At 39.2% G+C, this 21,318-nt stretch carries 21 protein-coding genes; 14 read left to right on the forward strand and 7 right to left on the reverse strand.

All coding sequences use genetic code 11. The features are described from left to right. Window positions 1-20 precede the first annotated feature (20 nt). The 5 genes from BLR60_RS15640 to BLR60_RS15660 all read left to right on the forward strand — a co-directional run bounded on the left by BLR60_RS15640 (window position 21) and on the right by BLR60_RS15660 (window position 5,654). Entirely contained in the window at window positions 21-2,537 is a 2,517-nt protein-coding gene (locus tag BLR60_RS15640) for a zinc-dependent metalloprotease (RefSeq protein ID WP_090501462.1), read from the forward strand. 336 nt (window positions 2,538-2,873) lie between these two features. After that, entirely contained in the window at window positions 2,874-3,749 is an 876-nt protein-coding gene (locus BLR60_RS15645; RefSeq protein ID WP_090501464.1) for a phosphodiester glycosidase family protein, read from the forward strand. Window positions 3,750-3,822: 73 nt separating this feature from the next. Beyond that, window positions 3,823-4,749 (forward strand): hypothetical protein, encoded by a 927-nt coding sequence (locus tag BLR60_RS15650; protein ID WP_090501466.1) that lies wholly within the window; start codon window positions 3,823-3,825, stop codon window positions 4,747-4,749. 104 nt (window positions 4,750-4,853) lie between these two features. Beyond that, complete coding sequence (locus BLR60_RS15655) at window positions 4,854-5,045, forward strand: cold-shock protein (RefSeq protein WP_010599196.1); 192 nt, start codon at window positions 4,854-4,856, stop codon at window positions 5,043-5,045. An 81-nt stretch (window positions 5,046-5,126) separates the two neighbouring features. After that, window positions 5,127-5,654, forward strand: a complete 528-nt coding sequence (locus BLR60_RS15660; RefSeq protein ID WP_090501643.1) for an RBBP9/YdeN family alpha/beta hydrolase — start codon at window positions 5,127-5,129, stop codon at window positions 5,652-5,654. Window positions 5,655-5,744: 90 nt separating this feature from the next. Here BLR60_RS15660 and BLR60_RS15665 read toward each other — a convergent pair whose 3' ends face one another. The 4 genes from BLR60_RS15665 to BLR60_RS15685 form a co-directional block, all read right to left on the reverse strand. Further along, window positions 5,745-6,224: an anti-sigma factor family protein gene (locus tag BLR60_RS15665; RefSeq protein ID WP_090501468.1), complete on the reverse strand. Its 480-nt coding sequence runs from the start codon at window positions 6,222-6,224 to the stop codon at window positions 5,745-5,747. Continuing rightward, a complete protein-coding gene (locus tag BLR60_RS15670; RefSeq protein ID WP_090501472.1) occupies window positions 6,221-6,802 on the reverse strand; it encodes an RNA polymerase sigma factor in 582 nt (193 codons plus the stop codon). Before BLR60_RS15670 ends, BLR60_RS15665 begins: the two co-directional genes overlap by 4 nt. 401 nt (window positions 6,803-7,203) lie before the next feature. Next, window positions 7,204-7,524, reverse strand: coding sequence for a DMT family transporter (locus BLR60_RS15680; protein WP_090501475.1), 321 nt, complete (start codon window positions 7,522-7,524; stop codon window positions 7,204-7,206). Window positions 7,525-7,593: 69 nt separating this feature from the next. Further along, window positions 7,594-8,160, reverse strand: a complete 567-nt coding sequence (locus tag BLR60_RS15685; protein WP_090501476.1) for a Crp/Fnr family transcriptional regulator — start codon at window positions 8,158-8,160, stop codon at window positions 7,594-7,596. Between the two features lie 190 nt (window positions 8,161-8,350). Between BLR60_RS15685 and BLR60_RS15690 the strand changes: the two genes are divergently transcribed. Both BLR60_RS15690 and BLR60_RS15695 read left to right on the forward strand, forming a co-directional pair. After that, window positions 8,351-8,713 carry a DUF6249 domain-containing protein gene (locus BLR60_RS15690; RefSeq protein ID WP_090501478.1) on the forward strand — a complete coding sequence of 121 codons (363 nt, stop codon included), beginning with the start codon at window positions 8,351-8,353 and terminating at the stop codon, window positions 8,711-8,713. A gap of 12 nt (window positions 8,714-8,725) precedes the next feature. Next, entirely contained in the window at window positions 8,726-9,826 is a 1,101-nt protein-coding gene (locus tag BLR60_RS15695; protein WP_090501480.1) for a serine hydrolase domain-containing protein, read from the forward strand. Between the two features lie 42 nt (window positions 9,827-9,868). Here BLR60_RS15695 and BLR60_RS15700 read toward each other — a convergent pair whose 3' ends face one another. The 3 genes from BLR60_RS15700 to BLR60_RS15710 are packed head-to-tail and all read right to left on the reverse strand — an operon-like array spanning window position 9,869 to window position 11,979. After that, window positions 9,869-10,291, reverse strand: coding sequence for a hotdog fold thioesterase (locus tag BLR60_RS15700; RefSeq protein ID WP_090501482.1), 423 nt, complete (start codon window positions 10,289-10,291; stop codon window positions 9,869-9,871). Then, window positions 10,281-10,790, reverse strand: coding sequence for a DinB family protein (locus tag BLR60_RS15705; protein WP_090501484.1), 510 nt, complete (start codon window positions 10,788-10,790; stop codon window positions 10,281-10,283). Before BLR60_RS15705 ends, BLR60_RS15700 begins: the two co-directional genes overlap by 11 nt. Next, a complete protein-coding gene (locus tag BLR60_RS15710; RefSeq protein ID WP_090501486.1) occupies window positions 10,771-11,979 on the reverse strand; it encodes a sensor histidine kinase in 1,209 nt (402 codons plus the stop codon). The genes BLR60_RS15705 and BLR60_RS15710 overlap by 20 nt, the downstream gene beginning before the upstream one ends. Before the next feature lie 137 nt (window positions 11,980-12,116). Here BLR60_RS15710 and gltX point away from each other — a divergent pair, with 137 nt between their 5' ends. The 7 genes from gltX (at window position 12,117) to BLR60_RS15745 (ending at window position 21,311) form a co-directional block, all read left to right on the forward strand. Beyond that, window positions 12,117-13,625, forward strand: a complete 1,509-nt coding sequence (gene gltX, locus BLR60_RS15715) for a glutamate--tRNA ligase (RefSeq protein WP_090501488.1) — start codon at window positions 12,117-12,119, stop codon at window positions 13,623-13,625. Between the two features lie 228 nt (window positions 13,626-13,853). Continuing rightward, a complete protein-coding gene (gene ypfJ / locus BLR60_RS15720; RefSeq protein ID WP_090501490.1) occupies window positions 13,854-14,696 on the forward strand; it encodes a KPN_02809 family neutral zinc metallopeptidase in 843 nt (280 codons plus the stop codon). 101 nt (window positions 14,697-14,797) lie between these two features. Next, window positions 14,798-15,931: a sensor histidine kinase gene (locus BLR60_RS15725; RefSeq protein WP_090501492.1), complete on the forward strand. Its 1,134-nt coding sequence runs from the start codon at window positions 14,798-14,800 to the stop codon at window positions 15,929-15,931. A 19-nt stretch (window positions 15,932-15,950) separates the two neighbouring features. Continuing rightward, entirely contained in the window at window positions 15,951-19,535 is a 3,585-nt protein-coding gene (locus tag BLR60_RS15730) for a response regulator (protein ID WP_090501494.1), read from the forward strand. A 13-nt stretch (window positions 19,536-19,548) separates the two neighbouring features. After that, window positions 19,549-19,920 (forward strand): response regulator, encoded by a 372-nt coding sequence (locus BLR60_RS15735; protein ID WP_090501495.1) that lies wholly within the window; start codon window positions 19,549-19,551, stop codon window positions 19,918-19,920. A 6-nt stretch (window positions 19,921-19,926) separates the two neighbouring features. After that, on the forward strand, window positions 19,927-20,742 hold the full coding sequence (locus tag BLR60_RS15740; RefSeq protein ID WP_244155682.1) for a CheR family methyltransferase: 816 nt from the start codon (window positions 19,927-19,929) through the stop codon (window positions 20,740-20,742). Next, window positions 20,727-21,311, forward strand: a complete 585-nt coding sequence (locus tag BLR60_RS15745) for a chemotaxis protein CheB (protein WP_090501499.1) — start codon at window positions 20,727-20,729, stop codon at window positions 21,309-21,311. Before BLR60_RS15740 ends, BLR60_RS15745 begins: the two co-directional genes overlap by 16 nt. The last annotated feature ends 7 nt before the right edge of the window (window positions 21,312-21,318 follow it).

Raw genomic sequence — 21,318 nt, forward strand, 5'->3', positions numbered from 1 at the left:
CAAACTAACTTTATACACACATGAATAAAAATTTTAAGGTACTTGCCTTGGCAGGTATCCTGGTATTTGGTGCAGCCGGAACAGGTTCGGTATATGCCCAGAAAAAATCAAAAACAACCAAAGGAACTACTCCAACAACGCCTGCCGCAGCCCCGGCAGCAGCACAGAAAAAAGAAGGTATTAAACCATTTTCTGAAGTAATAACAGCAAAGGCAAGAACAACAAATGGTTTATTTAAAACACACAAAGTAGACGATAAATGGTATTTTGAAATACCAGATTCGATGATCAATCGCGAAATGCTTGTAGTTACCCGTTTGGCAAAGGCGCCTGTAGGTGTAAAAGTAGGGAACCAACAATATGGTGGTGAAGAATTAAATGAACAAGTTTGGAAATGGGAGCGTAGGGGAAAACAGGTTTACATCCGCGTACCAAGCTATTCAACCAGAGCAGATGCGAACAGCGATATGTACGAATCGGTGCAAAACTCTAATCTTGCTCAGATCTTAGCCAGCTTTGAGATTAAAGCCTACAATAAAGATACTTCCGGCGTTGTAATTGATGTTACCGATTTTTATAATGGTGATATTATGGCCATTGGTGCTACTGATCAGATCCGTAAGGCTTATAAAGTAACCATGTACGATGCTACACGCTCTTATATCGATACGATAAAAACTTTTCCGATTAATGTTGAAGTAAAAACAGCGAAAACATACCGTGCGGCAGAATCTCCAACAGATAGCAGCAACGGAGCTGTTACTTTCGAGTTTAATACATCAATGTTGTTGTTGCCAAAAATACCTGTAAAAGCCAGGATAATGGATAGCAGAGTTGGCTTTTTTGGTCAGTCACAAATTGATTATGGAAGCAACGCACAAAAGGCAGAGCGTACCGCTTACATTCACCGCTGGAATTTGGTTCCGAAAGATACAAATGCCTATAAACGTGGCGAATTAGTAGAACCGGTAAAGCCTATTGTAATTTATATCGATCCTGCAACCCCAAAAAAATGGGTGCCGTTTTTGATTCAGGGGATTAACGATTGGCAGGTGGCATTCGAAGCGGCTGGTTTCAAAAATGCCATTATCGGTAAAGAAGCACCGACGCCGCAACAAGATCCTCAGTTTAGTGTAGAAGACTCGAGATATTCAGTGGTTCGTTATTTTGCCTCAGATATTGCAAATGCCTATGGTCCGCATGTTAGCGATCCGCGCACTGGTCAGATTTTAGAAACGCATATCGGTTGGTACCATAATGTAATGAACCTGTTACGTAACTGGTATTTTGTGCAAACAGCAGCCATTAATCCTGATGTGCGTAAAGCACAATTTACCGATGCACAGATGGGCGAGTTGATCCGTTTTGTTTCATCACATGAAATTGGTCATACTTTAGGTTTGCCCCATAACTTTGGCTCAAGCTATGCTTATCCAGTTGATTCGTTACGTTCAAAAACGTTTACGGATAAACATGGTACCGCGCCATCAATTATGGATTATGCACGTTTTAACTACATTGCTCAACCTGGAGATGGTGTAACCAAACTTCACCCTCAAATTGGAGAATACGATAAATGGGCAGTGAAATGGGGCTATTCCTGGATTCCTGGAAACAAAACTGCAGAACAGGAAAAAGAAATTTTAGACCAGTGGACCTTAAAAAATGCTGGTAATCCTTTATATTTCTACGGCCGCCAGGGAACTTCACTGGATCCCCGTTTGCAGAGCGAAGATTTGGGCGACAATGCCATGAAAGCGAGTACTTATGGTATTGCCAATTTAAAACGCATCCTTCCAAACGTAGAAAAGTGGACTTATCAAAAAGGAAAAGATTATAGCGATTTAAAAGAAATTTACACTGAAATTGTTGGCCAGTTTAACCGTTACATGGGACATGTAGCTACAAACGTTGGTGGCTTAAGCGAAAATTTTAAAACCTACGATCAGAAGGGGCCTGTTTATGCTTATTTACCTAAAGCAAAACAAAGAGAAGCAGTTACCTTTTTCAACAAACAATTATTTACCACACCACTTTGGTTAATCAGCAATGATCAATTAAATAAATTTGATAATGGCGTATTGTTAAACCGAATTAAAGGGGTTCAGACAAATACGCTGGGTAATTTGCTATCAGCATCCCGTATTGCACGCTTGCTGGATAACGAAACTAAAAACGGAACGGCAAAAGCATATACCTTGCCTGAATTATTTACCGACTTAAGATCATCGGTTTTTGTTGCAGGAAGGGCAGATGCATTTAAACGTAATTTACAACGTGCTTACGTAGATCGTTTGGAGAATTTAATGACGAAAGAAAACGAACTTCCGGTAGGTTTCCCGGTAGATTATGCCGCAAGTTATGGTTTAACACCGATCAATGTTGGCTTATCTGATATCAGACCATTGGTTAGGGCAGAGCTCAAAACTTTATTGGCTACTACAAAAGCCAGGGCAGCTGCTGGCGATGCCATTACCAAAGCACATTATGAAGATTTAAATATCAGAATTAAAGATATTTTAAATCCGAAGAAATAAACGATAGAATTAGAAAATGATTGAATAGCGATGCGCTTATTTAATCATTGAAAATTTAAAAAAAGCGGAGCGATCATTAAATTGATCGCTCCGCTTTTTTTATGGGGTAAACCTTGCAGGTGTTTAATCAATGTTTGTCATCTCGACTGCCGTGCAACAGAATGCCCGCCCGTACAGGCGGGGTGAGACCTATCATATCAGATTGAGTTCTACATGATATGACGTGGTTCCTGGCTTCACGACACATCGATCGAAATCGCGAATTCTATTGTATAATTCTTGATGCTTTAACCTAAACAACATAACCATTTTTTAATTTTATGGCAAAATAAGGTTATGCTTAAAAAACTATTTTTTCCCCTTGCATTATTTATCTTTAGTTTTTCAGCCTTTGGCCAAAACGCCGACTCTATTGTCGTTGTAAAAGCTAAATGGCACAAAAACAGAGTTGCCCGGCAGGTGGTTTTATTCCGGCATCACTTTGATCAGAAAAATCTTTTTGCGGCAAACCAAAATATTTCTTTTTTAGAAATAAAAAATACTGGTCGCAGGGCCGTTTTTGCTATCGGAGCAGAAGAAAAAGAATTGCTTAAAACGAGTAATTTTGGATTACGGGATACGGCAATTGCAGCGATAAATGGTAATTTTTTCGACGTAAAAAACGGAGGTGCAGTAGATTTTGTTCATGTTAACGGGAAAACCATCAATACGAACCGCCTGGATAAGAATGGCAATAGAGCCAGACACCAGGAAGCAGCGGTTGTAATTGAAAACGGAAAAATTTCAATAAAAAAGTGGGATGGAACAAGGGATTGGGAAACCAAACTGACCGCTCAAAATGTGATGTTAAACGGGCCTTTGTTAACTTTAAATCACATTGATGAAACGTTAGATACGACCAGTTTTAGTCGCTTACGCCATCCACGTACCTGCCTGGGTATAAAGCCAAATGGAAGGGTGATTTTGCTGGCTGTTGATGGAAGAAATGAAAACGCTGCAGGCATGAGTTTGTTCGAGCTAACCAAATTAATGCAGTGGTTAGGCTGTACCAGTGCCATAAATTTTGATGGTGGTGGCTCTACCACCTTATGGGTAAACGGGATGCCTGATCATGGCGTTGTAAACTATCCAGCTGATAATAAAAAGTGGGATCATGAAGGGCAACGTAAGGTTGCCAATGTTATCTTAGTGAAAAAACAAGTTAGGAAATAAACACGCATCACCTTTAACAACCTTGTTTGCCTCTGGTTAAAAAAACTTATTTTAGCCCAATATTTTTGTTGAAATGATTAAAAACACCATTTACCTTGTCTTTTTCGTACTGATGCTTTCTGCCTGTAATTATGGTGCTAAAACCAGCAATCCAACGTTAAGGGATTTTACTTTTGAACCTGTAAAAGGTATCCGCTATGTTGAAGTGAAGCGACGGTTTAAAGATGGCTATTCTTTTAATAGGGATGGTTTTATGCAAAAACCATCATGGATTATCGAAGTAGTTAAAGAAGACACCATGGCTGCCTGGAGCCCTCAGAAAAACAGGATGCAGAATTTTTACCTGCAATACGACCATGGCAATGTATATAATTTCGCGGCCGAATTTTTTAAGGTAAAACACATCAGTAAAGATAGTTTGGTTTTTCAAAGGATCCAGGTTGACGGAAAGGTGATTGCTGCGGATGTTCGTTCGGATGTAAACATGACCTTTTACGCACAGGATTATATTAAAAATAAATTAAAAGCAAGAGCCGAAGAGCTGCAAAAACCAACCAAAGCCGACACTGCTTTTATCGAGAAACGTTCTGCTCAGGTTAACGCCAATAGCGATAGTGCTTTTGCTGCCATAAACCCGGTTCAATTTATCCCTAAAAGCAAAATTGCAAAGGTTGAAAAAATCAGTACGGTAGACCGGACGAATAACAGAACTGAGGCTTACGATTACATGTTTCCGCAGTATATTATCCGGATAGGCCGTGCTTATAAAGATTTTGCTTACCAGGTTGCCGCCGTTGTTGATTTTCAGGGAGGGATACATGTAAAAACCGTTTATAATATACTTCCAGAAAATGCCGAAGCCAAAAAAAAGGTAGCCCAGGGAATAGCCGATATCTATGTTAGAAACCTTTTTGATGTAGCTCCGGGAACAACGTTAGGGATTCCGCATAATAGCGAAATTACTTTAACAATGATTGGGAAAGCAAATAAAAAGCCTTAGTAATCTGTTGTTTACAAAATCTTAACGTTAAAAAATGTTAAAATTTTATTTTAATTCTAAAAATTAAAACTTACCTTGCATACTTAATTTTAATATTTAATACAATGCAAGAAGGCACAGTAAAATTCTTCAATGTAACTAAAGGTTTTGGCTTTATCATCCCTGCGAATGGCGATAGCGAAATTTTTGTTCATTCAACAGGTCTTATCGACGAAATCCGTGAAAACGACAAAGTTCAGTACGAAGTTGCTAACGGTAAAAAAGGCTTAAATGCCGTTAATGTGAAAGTAATTTAATTTATTTATCATATTTAAACATGAGGCTGCTTTCTTGCGATGGCGGCCTTTTTTATTTCATCTGGATTCTTAAAGCCACTTATGAGCTATTACTTTATTATTCCTGGTTTGGGTAATTCAGGCCCGGATCATTGGCAAACACATTTCGAAAAATCAGGAGATCATTTTATCCGCATCAATCAACTGGAGTGGGATAAACCCGCCAGTAAAGATTGGATTGAAATGATTGAACAAAACCTTTTTGGCTATGATCTTGCCGATGTAATTTTAATTGGTCACAGTTTAGGCTGTACCGCCATTGCAAATTGGGCAAAAGAATACCAAAAGAAAATAAAAGGTGCATTGCTGGTTGCGCCCAGCGATTTGGAAGCACCACATTATACTTTTGAAACAATTGGTTTTGATCAGGTTCCCTTAGATAAAATCAACTTTAAAAGCATTGTTGTAGCCAGTTCAAACGATGAATGGGTAACGCTAGAAAGGGCCAGGTTTTTTGCTGAAAATTGGGGCAGTGAATTCATTAATATCGGTAATGCCGGACATATTAATGCAGCTTCAGGATTCGGAGAGTGGCCAAATGGATTGGAGATTTTGAAAAAACTGGGTTAAATAAATCGTCATTTCGACCCGTAGTGCCTGCCTGTACAGGCGGGCGGGCATTTCGTTGCACTCCAGTCGAAATGACGATCCAGCACCAAATTAATGCTCTTTATTTATTCTTTTCCTTAAAAACTGATCAAGGAATACCAGTCCGATCACCAGATCGAAAAATAAGAAGCTATACAGTACAGTAGGTGTAATATACCGATCCAAATTAAAGTTAAAATTAAAATCCAATTTAGGCATGCTGAGGTTCGAGCTGTAGATTGAATAGCCAAATAAGAACAAGAGGGAAACAATAAAAAAGCCGCCAATTGCGTAAATAATCTTTTTATCCACCTTGGTTTTCATCGCAACCGGGGCAGGCGCCAAGGCAATACTTTCCATCACATTTCTGGTAAAAGACATGGATGGCTCATCAAGATCGAGCGCACTAAATGCTGAATTAAGCTTTAATAGCTCCTCGTACTGTACCTTAATTCTGGCATCAGATTTAATTTTTTCTTCAATGGCTTTTTTTGAAAATTCATCCAGATCCCCATCAATATATTCCCAAAGCTGTTGTTCTATAGTGTTCATAGTAACTCCTTTACTTCATCTTTTAACAAATATTGTAATTTTTCTTTAAGTCTTTGCCTGGCTCTATGCAACTTTACTTTTATGGTGTTAGGCGCCATGTGCAATGTCTCACCAATTTCTTCCAAACTCTGTTCGCCCTTATAAAATAAGGTAATAATAGCCGCATCATCAGGTAAGAGCTGGGTAATAGCCATATTTAAAAAAGCATGACTATCTTGTTTTTCGTATCCACTCGCATTAAAAGCAGAGGTCTGATTTTCAAGTTGCAAAACCGTATCTTCATCATGTATAGAAGTGGTATCTAAACGTTTTTTTCTTAAAAATGTCATGGACGTAGTGTAGGTGATCGTATAAAGCCAGGTGCTAAATTTAGCTGTTTGTTTAAAGGTACCCAATGCTTTATATGCTTTTACAAAACAATCCTGCGCAATTTCCTCGGCATCTTCCCTGTTTTTCGAAAACCTTAAAGCAAGTGTAAATACAAATCGCTGATGGCGTTTCACCAATAAAGCATACTGATCGGTTTCACCGTTCAATACTTTTTGGATCAGCGCTAAATCTGTAATTTTTTGCTCCATGTTTAGCTTAGGACTACATCATGGATGAGTAGGTTACACGTGAAACCTGATAAAATAGATTTTTTTGCCGTTCGCTATGCGCATAAGGCAATAGTCTGGTTTTTTGGAACGAAAGGACAGTTTTCATGGTGGGAGAGTAGTCCTGCTTTTGGCTTAATCTTTTTTTCCGTGGCAATCAGGTTTATAAACATCGTTTGTGCACTTGAAAACCCAAAAAATGAAATACTGTTTTGGCCATTCAGCCCCGGATGAAACGGTACCCTGCAGGGCAGAGGAATCCCGATTCTTCGGGAAAGCGTACGAGCGCAACACGGGAACTAACTTGGTGATCTGTACAGGCATTGTGCTCCCAAAGGAGAAACTGACCCATGTAATAGAAGATATATCTTTGTTTTGGAAGATTAATGCGAAGCGAAAAATTTTAACCCGGCAATTGATCCAATAAGTGTGCAGATAAAAAATATCCGCCAAAAGGTTGCTGGTTCATTAAAATATAAAATCCCTATAATTACCGTTCCAACCGCACCAATGCCTGTCCATACGGCATAGGCCGTTCCCATCGGTAAGGTTTGCGTGGCTTTGTTTAGCAATAGAAAACTTAAAATGATACAGGCAAAAAAAGCTATGCTCCATTTTATATTCGAAAAATTGTTCGATAATTTAAGGCAGGTAGTAAAGCCAACCTCAAAGAGGCCGGCAATAATCAGGATAATCCAGTTCATGATAAATGTATTTCTGCAAATTTAAGGCGCGTTTATCAGGCAACATTTTACAAATGTTAAAAAATCATTCTATTTATATGCTCCCCTTATTCTGCTCAGCGTAACCTGCGTTACCCCCAGATAGGAAGCAATATGTTTTAAGGCTACCCTCTTAATCAGTTCAGGCGATTGTGCAGCAAATTCATGGTAACGTGCGGCTGCTCCTTTAAAAGCCCTATCTATCAATCTTCTTTCAGTGGCAATCAGTTCTTGTTCGGCAATTTTCCGGCCCCAGTTGGCTATTTCGAGGTTTTGTTGATAGAGTAGAAACAGATCGGTCAACTTAATCCTGGTCAGCGCACTGTTTGTTAAAAGTTCTATATTCTCATACCCAGGGCTATTGTTAATGTAACTGTTGAACGAAAAAAGAACAGCACCACTTTCTCCAAACCAAAAGGTAATTTGTTGGTTTTCGCCATCAATATATGCCCGGGCAATGCCACTTTGAAGTATATAAAAATAAGGTTCTACTTTATCTGCATAAATAATTGTGGTTCCCTTTGGATATTGAACAAGCACCATGTAATGGCTTAGCTCATGCCATGAATCATTACTTAAGGCGCTAAAAAGTGGTATATCTCTCAATTGTTCAATCAAAACAGGTGGGTTTATTACAAAAATAGAAATGTTTTTTAGCTTGCTTATTTAGGTCTTGTTTTTTTATAAAGATTTGCTCATTGAATATTTTTTAACCTAGGTGTAACCTGTTTGAAAAGCATGTAGTCATAATACACAGAACACGGTTCAATTAAGCATTAGCATATTAACACATTAAAAAATTATCATTATGATCGGTATATTATTTCCCATCTCACTTTTTTTAGGCGGATTTGCCATGGTATTCGGAATCCGTTATTTATCAAACAAAGAGAAAATGGCCATGATTGAGCGAGGGATCAATCCTGGGGTTGGTAAATCGGCCCCAAAACCTTATTTGAGTTTAAAATTTGGTTTATTACTTGTAGGCTTGGGTATTGGTCTTCTTGTTGCCCTTTCTATAGTAAGAAGTATGTTTGGCGGCGAAATGACGCATGCGGAAACTTCTCAGGCTGTAGCGGTTTATTTTGGCTGCCTGGGCGTTTTTGGTGGCTTAGGTTTGATTATTTCTTTCCTGGTGGAGAAGAAAGCGATGGAAAAAGATAAGTTTTAATCGATTCTAAGCATGAAACGAAAAAAGACCAGGATCCTGTGTGGCTTTTTATCCATACTAAGCTGCTGCCTTTTCTTATCGGCAGCGGCAAAGGCCCAAAAGCTTAACGGTCAGATTGATAGTTTGATTAAGATTGTAATAACCGATCAGCAAGGGCCCGGAGGTGTATTTATGGTTGCGCATAAAGGAAAAGTACTTTATCAAAAAGCTTTTGGCAAAGCCAATATTGAGCTTGGGGTAGGCCTAACACCTGAAAATATTTTTCAACTGGGCTCTATGACCAAACAGTTTACAGCTGTATCTGTGCTGCTTTTGGAGCAGGAGGGTAAATTAAAGGTAAGTGACCCCATTTCAAAGTACCTTCCAGATTATCCGGCTGGAAATAAAATTACCATACACCACTTACTTACCCATACTTCGGGTATTAAAGATTTCACTAAAATGAAATCACTTGCCAGTATTGCCCAAAAAGAAATGACACCTAAAATGATGGTTGATTTTTTTAAGGATGAGCCGGTTGACTTTGCTCCGGGTGAGCGTTTTGAATATAATAATTCGGGCTATGTATTGCTAGGTTACCTGATTGAACTCGTTTCTGGTGAGCGATATGCTGATTTCATTCAACATCACATTTTTGATCAGCTGGCTATGCGCCATTCTTATTATGCTAACGATAGGCAGATCATCAAAAACCGCGCTTATGGATACCAGAAGAAAGAAAATACTTATGTAAATAAAACCGTAATTAATTTTAGTGTTCCCTTTGCTTCGGGTTCTTTAATGTCTACTTTGGCCGATTTGTTGAAATGGCAAAATGCACTAAGTCAGCATAAACTGCTAAATGTAGCAGAAACAGATAAAGCATTTTCAAGCTATAAATTAAATAATGGCACGCCATTTAATTATGGTTATGGCTGGCACATTAAGGAGATGGAAGGTTTGCCGGTTAACACGCATGGTGGCAGTATATTCGGATTTAAAAGCATGGGCGTTTATGTACCGGGTGAAGATATATATGTAGTAGGGCTTACCAACTGTGATTGCAGTTCGCCAACCTTACTTACCGAAAATATAACGTGCTTAGTGATCAGGCAGTTAATCAAAGGTCAGTAAACCATTTTTACCGGTACGCCTCACCGCATGTAATCTCTTTCCTTATTGTGGTTTGTTAATAATGGCTACGGTTAGCCTGCTAATGCAGTTCATTTTGCCGCGTTCATCGTAAATTTTTATTTCCCAAACGTGGGTTTTGGCCCCAATGTGTAAGGGCTTGCAGATACCTTTAACTAAACCACTTTTTACAGGTCGCAAATGGTTGGCGTTTACTTCTAAGCCCACAGCAACGTATTTCTCGGGGTTTATACACATATAAGAGGCAATACTGCCCAATGTTTCTGCTAAAACCACCGAAGCGCCACCATGTAAAATGCCCGCAGGTTGGTGTGTACGTTCATCAACAGGCATGGTTCCGGTAATAAAATCTTCGCCAATTTCGGTAAAGCGAATATCGAGTAACCCACCTAAATGATTTTTAGGACGACTATTCAGCTCATCAACAGTAAAGCTTTTAAACCACATGGTAACGATCTTTTAAAATAGAAACATGGTGAATAATATGGCCACCCGCAATAAATAAAATAGATTTTACATTAATTTCCCTGCCAGAGGCAATACCTTTTCTATTTAGTTCCTCTTCATTTAAAGATTTAAAAAGGTATAAGTTGGCTTTACGCAGGGCGATAAATTCTTCGATCAGATCTTCCAGGTCACGTTGCGCAAAGCGCGCATTCAATACATAATCATCTTCCTCGAAACCTGGCAAGGGTTGTTGCTCGTTTCGGGCAAAACAGGTAATGCGGTAAGCAAAAACGCGTTCAGTATCAATAATATGGCCTAACATTTCTTTCAGCGTCCATTTACCTTCTGCATAAGCATAATCAGCTTTATCGGCATTTGCCCTAAACAAGGCCGGAAGACTTTGGATTTGATCGGTTAAAATTTCGAAAATATCGCCGTTAACTTTACTAATATAGGTTTCGCCCCAAGTTGGATATTCATTAGGCTGTGGTCGGTTCATATCTTAAACTGCTTTTTAATATTATTCTAAAAGTTGTGCCCTTGCCCAGTTCAGATTCTTTGACAAAGATTTCTCCACTGTGGTAATTTTCTACAATCCGTTTGGTAAGTGATAAACCGAGTCCCCAGCCACGTTTACGCGTGGTATAACCAGGTTGAAAAACGGCGTCGAATTTTGATCTCGGAATACCCTTTCCGGTATCGCTTACATCGATAAAGACCTGCTCTTTGGCTAAATTTTCTATAATATTGATGGAAATCGATCCTTCGTTTTCAATGGCATTTGCCGCATTTTTGAGTAGATTTTCAATCACCCAATCAAACAACGGAACGTTTAACATGGCACGCACTTGTTCATCGCCGGTAATGCTAAATTTAACCTTATCTGATGTGCGTACTTTAAAATAACGGATAAAATCGCTCACTACAATATAAACCGTATGGTCTTCAAGGATAGGTTTTGAACCGATTTTGGAGAAACGGTCGGTAATAATTTCCAGTCGCTTAATGTCGTTTTCCATTTCGGCAATCAGCGGATCATCTTCAGCATCAAATTTAGATTTCATCAGTTCTGTCCAGGCCATAAGCGATGATATCGGCGTGCCCAACTGGTGTGCTGTTTCCTTCGCCAATCCTACCCAAACATGGTCTTGTTCATCTTTTCGGGCAGAACTGAATGCCGCATAAGCAGTTAAAAGAAAGAGGAAGATAACACCCATCTGGATATAGGGGAAATATCTCAACTGTGTTAAAATAAAAGAATCGCGGTAGTATGCTTTAAATTTCCGGCCAAAAATATTCATTTCGTCAGGCTGATGCTGGGCTTTCATTTGCCTTAACTGCCGTACAAAATATAAACTATCGTAAGTGAGTTTGGTATCTGCAACAGGGTAGTTGGTTTTAGTACTGTCTAAGCCAAAAAAAGAAGTAATCATTCCTGCAGAATCAATCATGATTACAGGGGTCTTCGTATTTTTTCTAACGGTTTCTACCACATCGCGGTAATCGTCGTTATCATACAGAAACATGGCCCGTTCCTGGATCCTTACCCATAGATGAAACTGGTTTGCCTCTTCGCGCTCCATTTTTTTTACAAAAGAATCGGTGTAAAATACTGAAGCAATGCCAATTAAGATGGCAAAAATGAGAAGGAAAAACTTCCAACGGCGTTTCTTTTGATAGGGATTCATGCTTTAGTTAGCCAAATTACAATAACAAAACGAAAAAAACATAAAAAACATATCTTTGTGCTGAGCATAGTGCGTTGCGCTTTGAGCATGGAGTGCACCATAGCTCTAAGCCTTAACTCCCTGCTCTTTGCTTAATCATGGATAAAAAAGTTAGAGTAAGATTTGCCCCAAGCCCAACCGGAGGTTTGCATTTAGGCGGTGTGCGCACCGCCCTGTTCAATTATTTGTTTGCCAAAAAAAATAATGGAACTTTTGTGCTTCGAGTAGAAGATACCGATCAAAACCGCTTTGTAGAAGGCGCAGAGCAATATATAGTATACTGTTTAGATTGGTGCGGTATTACACCAGATGAAAGTCCTGATAACCCGGGAGTTTATGGACCATACCGCCAAAGCGAGCGCAAACCCAGCTACCGTAAATTTGCCGAACAGCTAATTAGCGATGGTTATGCGTATTACGCCTTTGATACTCCCGAAGATTTAGAGGCCAAACGTAAAGAAATTCCAAATTTCCAGTATGGACAGGCCACACGCATGCAGATGCGTAATTCTTTAACCCTTACCATTAGTGAGGTTGAGGAGTTGTTGGCAGCCAAAACACCACATGTGATCCGCATTAAGGTGCCAGGTAATGAAATTGTACATTTTAATGATTTAATTCGGGGCGATGTAAGTTTCGAAACTGCCTTGGTTGATGATAAAGTATTGTTAAAAGCCGACGGAATGCCAACTTACCACTTAGCCGTTGTGGTTGATGATAAGGCGATGGAAATTACTCATGCTTTTAGAGGAGAAGAATGGCTGCCTTCTGCACCAGTTCATATTTTGCTTTGGAAGTATTTGGGTTGGGAAGCGGATATGCCAGCCTGGGCGCACCTACCATTAATCTTAAAGCCAGATGGACATGGAAAATTAAGCAAACGTGATGGCGACCGGTTAGGTTTCCCGGTTTATGCCATGAACTGGACCGATCCTAAAACCGGAGATATAACCAAAGGCTTTAAAGAAATGGGCTTTATGCCCGAAGCATTTATTAATATGCTGGCCCTTTTAGGCTGGAATGATGGTACCGACCAGGAGTTATTTTCGTTGAAAGAACTGGAAGAAAAATTCTCGATAGAAAGAATTAGTAAAGCAGGCGCTAAATTCGATTTCGAAAAAGCCAAGTGGTATAACCATGAGTGGATTAAAGCGGAGCGCGCCGAGCACTTGGCGCGAAGCGTAAAAACGGAACTCGAAAAGGCAGGTATCGAAGTTAAAGACGATGTTTTTTTAAATACCGTTATCGATCTGATTAAAGATCGCTGCACTTTATTGCCTGATTTTGTGGCGCAGAGCGGCTACTTTTTTGCCCAGCCCTCAGAATATGATGTGAACTCGGTAAAGCCAAAATGGACAGCTGAAAAGGCCGATTTCTTTAATCGTTTTGCTGCTGATTTAACATTAAGTGATGCCGTTTCTGCTGAAGCAGCCTTTAAGGCTCTGGCTGAAGAAAAAGGCTTTAAACCTGGCGAACTGATGCTGCCCTTCCGTATTATGCTGGTAGGTGGTAAATTTGGTCCCGGCGTTTTCGATATTGCTGTATTGTTGGGCGTAGCTGAAACTAAAGCAAGAATAGCCAAAGCGATAGCTGTGTTTAACGCATAATATATTAAGGTATATTCAGAGAAGTCAAGCTTTCAAAGCCTGACTTCTTTTTTTATATTCCAGAGCAACCTGGCGACCTCCTTAAGATAAAACCAGTTACGGCATAAATTTAGAAATTAGGCTTTTGTTATTGCCATAACTCAAAGAGTAAATCAATCAAAATAATTTATACTTTAGCATAACAATTATCCCATAATTAAGGTTATTCATTAAACTAAAATATAGATTATGCAATGGTTTGGTAAAGGCAGTAATAACGTAGAAGATGGCAGAAGTGGCGGTGGTGGAAAAACCATCCTAGGTGGCGGTGTAGGAATCATAATTGTGGTACTCGGCCTAATTTTTGGCAAAGATTTAACTGGCTTGGTTGGCCAGGGTCCGGCTACCGCAGGTACTGAAGAAGTAAAGCAGGGTGTACCGGCAAACGATCCGCAGGCACAGTTTGTAGCGGGTGTATTAGAATCAACCGAACAGGTATGGGACAAGGAGTTTCAGGCCATGGGCAAACAGTATGAATATCCTAAACTCAGGTTATTTAGGGAAGCTGTGCAAACAGCTTGCGGAAATGCCAGTGCGAATGTTGGACCATTTTATTGCCCGGGAGACCATAAAGTTTACATCGATTTATCATTTTATGATGATTTAAAAAACCGCTTTGGCGCTGCCGGAGATTTTGCACAGGCTTACGTAATTGCACATGAGGTTGGTCATCACGTTCAAAATTTATTGGGAATTTCAGAAAAACTGGATCGGGCACGTGGCCAGGTTAGCGAAAAAGAATATAACCGCTTATCGGTAAAATTAGAATTACAAGCCGATTTTTTTGCCGGACTTTGGGCGCACAATGCCCAAAACCTTAAAGATTTTAAATTGGATGAGGGCGATATAGAAGAAGCATTAACAGCTGCCAATGCCATTGGAGATGATAAATTACAAAAACAGGCTACTGGCGAAGTACAGCCTGATTCTTTTACCCACGGTACTTCCGCACAGCGGATGTATTGGTTTAAAAAAGGCTTTGAAACAGGAGATATTAAACAAGGCGATACCTTTAATTCAAATAATTTGTAAAAAATTAAAACATTTTTAAAATGTGGTTGTTTGTTTACAGTTAAAGAGATTTTTCTCTCCAAACCAAACATAATTATCCCGGCTTCTTATTTTTAATCAAGATGATCCTTATAGTTGATGACAGGCCAGAAAACCTGATCTCTTTACAGAAAGTACTCCAGGCACACAATTTTGAGGTTGATACCGCATCATCTGGCGAAGAAGCGCTGAAAAAAGTTTTAAAAAACAATTATGTCCTGATTATTCTCGACGTGCAGATGCCAGATATGGATGGCTTTGAGGTAGCTGAAGCCATTTCGGGCTTTAGTAAGGCAAAAGATACAGCCATTATATTTCTCTCGGCAGTAAATACAGAATTAAAATTCATTACCAAAGGATACCTGAGCGGTGGATTGGATTACATCACCAAGCCGGTTGATATTAATGTATTACTCCTTAAAATAAAAACATTTTATCGCATTTACGAGCAAAATAGAAAGCTAAACGAGGTGCAGGAAAAACTACTCGAAGAAATTGAATTCAGAAAGCAGGCTGAGCATAAAAAAGACGAATTCATCAGTATTGCCAGTCACGAACTAAAAACGCCTTTAACCAGTGTAAAGGGTTATATCCAGCTGTTGCAACGCAGCCTTAAAAGAGATGATAAAGCCATTGCCCAAAACCACCTCGAAAAAGCCAGTATCCAACTCGAAAAACTGAACGAATTAATTGTCGATCTGCTTGATATCTCAAAAATTGAAAGTGGAAAGATGAAGTTTAATATGAAAACTTTTTGTGCTGATAACATGGTAAATAATGCCATCGAGATGTTGCAGCAGTCGAATCCCGATTTTAAAATAAACAAGCTGGGCAAAACCCACGAAATGATTTTTGGTGATGAAATGCGACTGGAACAAGTGGTTATCAACTTTATCACCAATGCCATTAAATATGCTCCAGGCACCAATCAGGTTAACGTAACCGTAAATATCAAGGACGGTAAACTTTATCTGGCCGTAAAAGATTTCGGTATCGGTATTTCAAAAGAGCAGCAGCATAAAATTTTCGATAAATTTTACCGGGTAGAAGAAAACAGCAACCGGTTTAACGGTCTGGGGATTGGCTTATACATCTGTTCAGAAATCATAAACCGCCATGGTGGTACAATAGGTGTAAACAGTGTGCCAGATGAAGGCTCTGAATTCTATTTTATTATTCCCATCACAGAAGGAGAAATCCTTAAAAATCAAATCTAATTATCCTTAATCCATATTAATGAAAACAACTCTTAAAAATAATTTGCGTTTAGGCCTCGGCTTATCGCTGATTATTCTGTTTATCAGTTCCCTGGCCTCTTATATAAGTATCGGTAACCTGATTAAAAGTACCGAATTGGTTAAACGCAGTGATGAGGTGATCTTAAATGCGGAAAGTATTATATCCTATTTAAAAGATGCCGAAACTGGCCAGCGCGGTTTTTTATTAACCGGAAATAAGGTTTTTTTAACGCCCTATTATGGAGCCAGCGATTCGGCCGCAGCGCTCCTAAAAAAAGTAGAGTTTAGTACCAAGGATAACCCCATTCAGCAAAAAAATGTAACTGCGCTAAAAAATATCCTTTTTAAGCGAATGGGTATCATTAAATCTACTATAGAGATTAAAACTTTAGGAGGTGCCGTTGATGCAACGGTATTGTTTCAGGGCAAAATTTATATGGACGATGCCAGGGCTGTTGTAAGTAAAATGGTTGCCGAGGAAAAAAGATTACTGGAGGAAAGAACCAATGAATTAAACAAACTTACTTCTTATACCCCAATCCTGATTTTAATTGCAGCGCTTCTTGCCATAATGATCACTTTGTTTTTTTACAGGAGGGTATCAATCGATTTTGATGAACGTGTTAAACTTCAACAAGAAATTGAAGATAAAAAATACGAGATGGAGAAACGCATAGCGGCCATTAAAGAAATTGCCGTTCAGATCTCTAATGGTAACTATGGTGTAAAGCTTGATAGCCAAAGCAGGGATGATATCGGCGAACTTTCCGAATCGTTAAATACCATGTCGGCATCTCTGAAAAAATCTTTTGATATTTTAGAAGAGAATGAATGGTTGCAGACAGGGGTAGCTAACCTGAATGTGAAAATGGTTGGCGAGAAAGACGTTTTCCATCTGGCAGATGATATTGTGGAGTTTTTAGCCACCTATACCAAAAGTCAGATTGGTGCGATTTATTTATTTAAAGATGATGGATACCTGCATTTAAAGGGGCAGTATGCACTACATGGGCAAAATTTACCTAAAACCTTAGAACTTGGCGAAGGCTTAATTGGACAGGCGGTTAAATCAGGTAAGCCTATACTGTTGGAAGATGTTCCACAGAACGAGCTAACCATTACGCACGCTACCGGAAATATTAAACCTGCACAGTTGATTGTGCTCCCTATTGTTCGAAACGAAATTTCGATAGGTGGCTTAGAATTAGGTACCATCGGCAAATACAGCGAATTACAATTGCACTTTTTAAACTCGATTTTATCTGATGTAGGTACCGCTTTATTAGGCGCACAGAACAGGTTAAAACTGCAGCAATTGTTGGAAGAAACGCAGGCCCAATCAGAAGAATTACAGGTTCAGCACAACGAATTGGAAGGTTTAAATGCAGAGCTTGAAGCGCAGGCGCAGAAACTTCAGGCCAGCGAAGAAGAATTACGGGTGCAACAGGAAGAATTGTTGCAGAGTAACCAGGAGCTTGAAGAAAGAAGCAGCTTATTGGAAGAAAAAAATGAACTGATTGAAGAACGGAATATTGAGATTCAACAAAAGGCAGAAGCTTTAGAACTCAGTACGAGGTATAAATCAGAATTTTTGGCCAATATGTCGCACGAGTTGAGAACACCGCTCAACTCGATATTGCTATTATCAAGATTAATGGCCGAAAATGAGGCCATGGATCCTGAACACCAGGAATACGCAGAGGTTATTCAAAGCTCTGGTCAGGGGCTTTTAAGTTTAATCGACGAAATTTTAGACCTTTCTAAAATTGAGGCAGGCAAAATGGAGCTCGACCGGACAAATGTTAAGGTTGATGAGATTGTTTCCAGTATGCGCTCTTTGTTTAACCCTTTGGCTAAGGACAAAAATCTAAATTTCGTTGTAGAAAAATCGGCAGGAGTTCCTGAATTTTTCCATACCGATAAAATGCGTTTGGAACAGATCATTAAAAATCTGCTGTCTAATGCCATTAAATTTACTACCGTAGGTTCGGTAACCCTAAATATTCATACAAATGAAAAATTAGGCGCACTGATATTTAAAGTTACCGATACTGGCGTGGGTATTGCTCCAGAAAAACAGGGTATGATATTCGAGGCTTTTCAGCAGGCCGACGGCTCTACGCGCCGTAAGTTTGGTGGTACCGGCCTTGGGCTTTCGATCAGCAGAGAACTGGCTAAACTATTGGGCGGATATATCGATTTAAAAAGTGCAGAAGGCGAAGGAAGTGTTTTCACCCTTACCCTGCCAATTGATAAAATTAAAGGATTTGAAAGCGTAGTACCCCAAACAGAGAAACCTGTAATGGCTTTCGAAACTCCGGTAAAAAAAGTAAGCCATTTAACCGTAGGAAATATTCCGCAAGAGATTGAGGATGACCGGGATAATATTGAGCCTGATGACAAGGTAATTTTAATTGTTGAAGACGATACTCCTTTTGCTAAAACACTTTTAGATTTTACCCGAAAAAGAAATTATAAAGGTTTGGTTGCCGTTCGTGGCGACGTAGGGATTGAAATGGCGAAAACTTTTAAACCGCTTGCCATTTTGCTTGATATCCAGCTACCGGTTAAAGATGGCTGGCAGGTAATGGAGGAGCTGAAATCGGATCCTGCTACACGCCCGATACCGGTACATATTATGTCTTCTTTGCAGGTGAAGAAAGAAAGTTTACTTAAAGGTGCGGTAGATTTTATCAATAAACCTTTCGCCTTTGAGCATATGCAAGAGATATTCTCAAAATTAGAGCATGCTTTAAGCCGTCATCCTAAAAAGGTACTCATCGTAGAAGAAAATGAACAACATGCCAAGGCTTTAAGTTATTTTCTGAGCAATTTTAATATCCAGACAGAAATTGTTAACCAGGTAAATGAAAGTGTTTCCGCCTTGCATAAGCCAGAGGTGAACTGTGTGATTTTGGATATGGGCATTCCGGATAAACATGCTTACGAAACACTTGAAGTGGTGAAGAAAACACCTGGCTTGGAAAATTTACCGATCATTATTTTCACCGGTAAAAACCTATCAAAAGGTGAAGAAAACCGGATTAAACAATATGCTGATTCAATCGTGGTTAAAACAGCGCATTCCTATCAACGTATTCTGGATGAAGCCGGCCTGTTCCTTCACCTGGTAGAAGAAAAAAGCAAGGAGAAAACCAAAACGCCTAAAAAGTTTTCCGAGCTGCAAGATGTATTGATTGGCAAAACGGTTTTGATAGCGGATGATGACGTGCGTAACATCTTTTCTTTAACCAAAATGTTAGAGCAGCACCAAATGAAAGTGGTAGCCGCCATAGATGGTAAGGAAGCCCTTAAGCTGCTAAATGAAAACCCCGAAATTGATGTGGTTTTAATGGATATGATGATGCCTGAACTAGATGGTTACGAAACGACAACAGCCATCAGGCAGGATATCAAATACCGAAGCCTGCCAATTTTAGCCGTTACTGCAAAGGCGATGATGGGCGACCGAGAAAAATGTATAGCTGCGGGTGCGTCAGATTATATCAGCAAACCGGTAGATATGGATCAGCTGATATCTTTATTAAGAGTTTGGTTATACGAAAATCATCATACATCATAAACCATTTTATTTTATGCCTCAAAAATTAATTCTCATCATTGATGATGATAACCGAAACATTTTTGCTTTAAAAGCTGTTTTAAAGGCCAAAGGTTTTGATTGTTTGTCTGCTATAAGCGCACAGGATGGTTTCGCTATTTTAGAAAAGCACGATCATGTTGCTGTCGTTTTAATGGATATGATGATGCCGGATATGGACGGTTATCAGGCCATAGCAGCCATGAAAAAATCAGATAAAATGAAGAATATACCGGTATTGGCAGTAACTGCCCAAGCCATGGTTGGCGATAAAGAACGCTGCCTGAGTGCAGGTGCATCAGGTTACGTTTCCAAGCCAATAAATGTTGATGAATTATTAAAGCAAATAGAAAATCTTACAAAATAACAGGTGATCAGTGATGTGATAGATAACGAACAGGTAGAAATCCTGTTGAATGATGTTTTAGAAAATCACGGTTACGATTTTTTGGAATACTCACCTGCTTCGATAAAAAGAAGGATTATACGCCTTTACGGACTGGATAATTTTGTGAGTTTCGCTGAGTTTCGTTATACAGTTAGGACGGATAAACAATACTTTAAGCGTTTTTTAGAGGAGATTACGGTTAATGTTACTGAAATGTTCCGCGATCCTTCTTTTTACAGATCTTTACGCAATGATGTACTGCCTGTGCTGGGTACCTATCCTTTTATCCGGATTTGGGTGGCAGGCTGCTCTACCGGAGAAGAAGCTTATTCGCTGGCCATTGTTTTAAAAGAGCTCAATTTATTGCATAAATCACTTATTTACGCTACAGACATTAATCCATCGGTTTTAGAAAAAGCAAAAAAAGGCATGTTTCCTTTAACTTATTTAAAACAGTATTCTGAAAATTACCTGCAATCAGGAGGATTAAAAGATTTTTCGGCTTATTATACTGCAAACTACTCTTTGGCAAAATTTGATGAAAGCTTAAGCAGTAAGATGATCTTTTCTACCCATAACCTGGTATCAGATCATTCTTTTAATGAGTTCCAACTGATTTTATGTAGAAATGTATTAATTTATTTCGATAAAGAGCTACAACATAAAGTTTTCAACCTATTTGATAGCAGCATCGAGAAATTGGGCTATCTTGCGCTGGGAAGTAAAGAAAGTTTGGAGTTCTGGCCAAAGGCAAGAGAATATAAGCGGGTTAAAATGGAGAAGATATGGCGCAAACTATAGGCTCTACATCTTGTGAGGCGTTAGTTATTGGTGGCTCCGCTGGTAGTTTAGACGTTTTGCTTGAAGTTTTTCCGGCTTTAAGGAACGATATTCGTTTCCCTATTGTATTAGTGGTTCACCGAAAGGCAAGTAACGAATCTCTTTTAACCGATTTGTTAAAATCGCGCACTACACTGGCCGTTGGCGAAGCAGATGAAAAAGAGTTTTTATTACCGGGCAAAGTTTTTATTGTTCCTGCAGATTACCACATGTTGATAGAGGAGGACCGAAGTATATCGTTAGATTATTCTGAAAAAGTAAATTATTCCCGACCTTCAATTGATGTTACCTTTCAGTCTGCAGCTGAAGTTTTTAAAGAAAAATTAGTCTGCATTTTGCTATCAGGTTCTAATTCGGATGGTGTAGAGGGATTAAAATGCGTAAACAGCTTTGGGGGTAGAGCGGTTATTCAGAATCCAAATACGGCGATAATGCCATATATGCCACAACAGGCGGTTCTGAATGTGAAACCACATATAATATTGGACAGCCACGATATGGCTGATTATATAAATAAATTAAATGATTAATTGCTTT

Source organism: Pedobacter terrae (assembly GCF_900100705.1).
GTDB lineage: Bacteria > Bacteroidota > Bacteroidia > Sphingobacteriales > Sphingobacteriaceae > Pedobacter > Pedobacter terrae.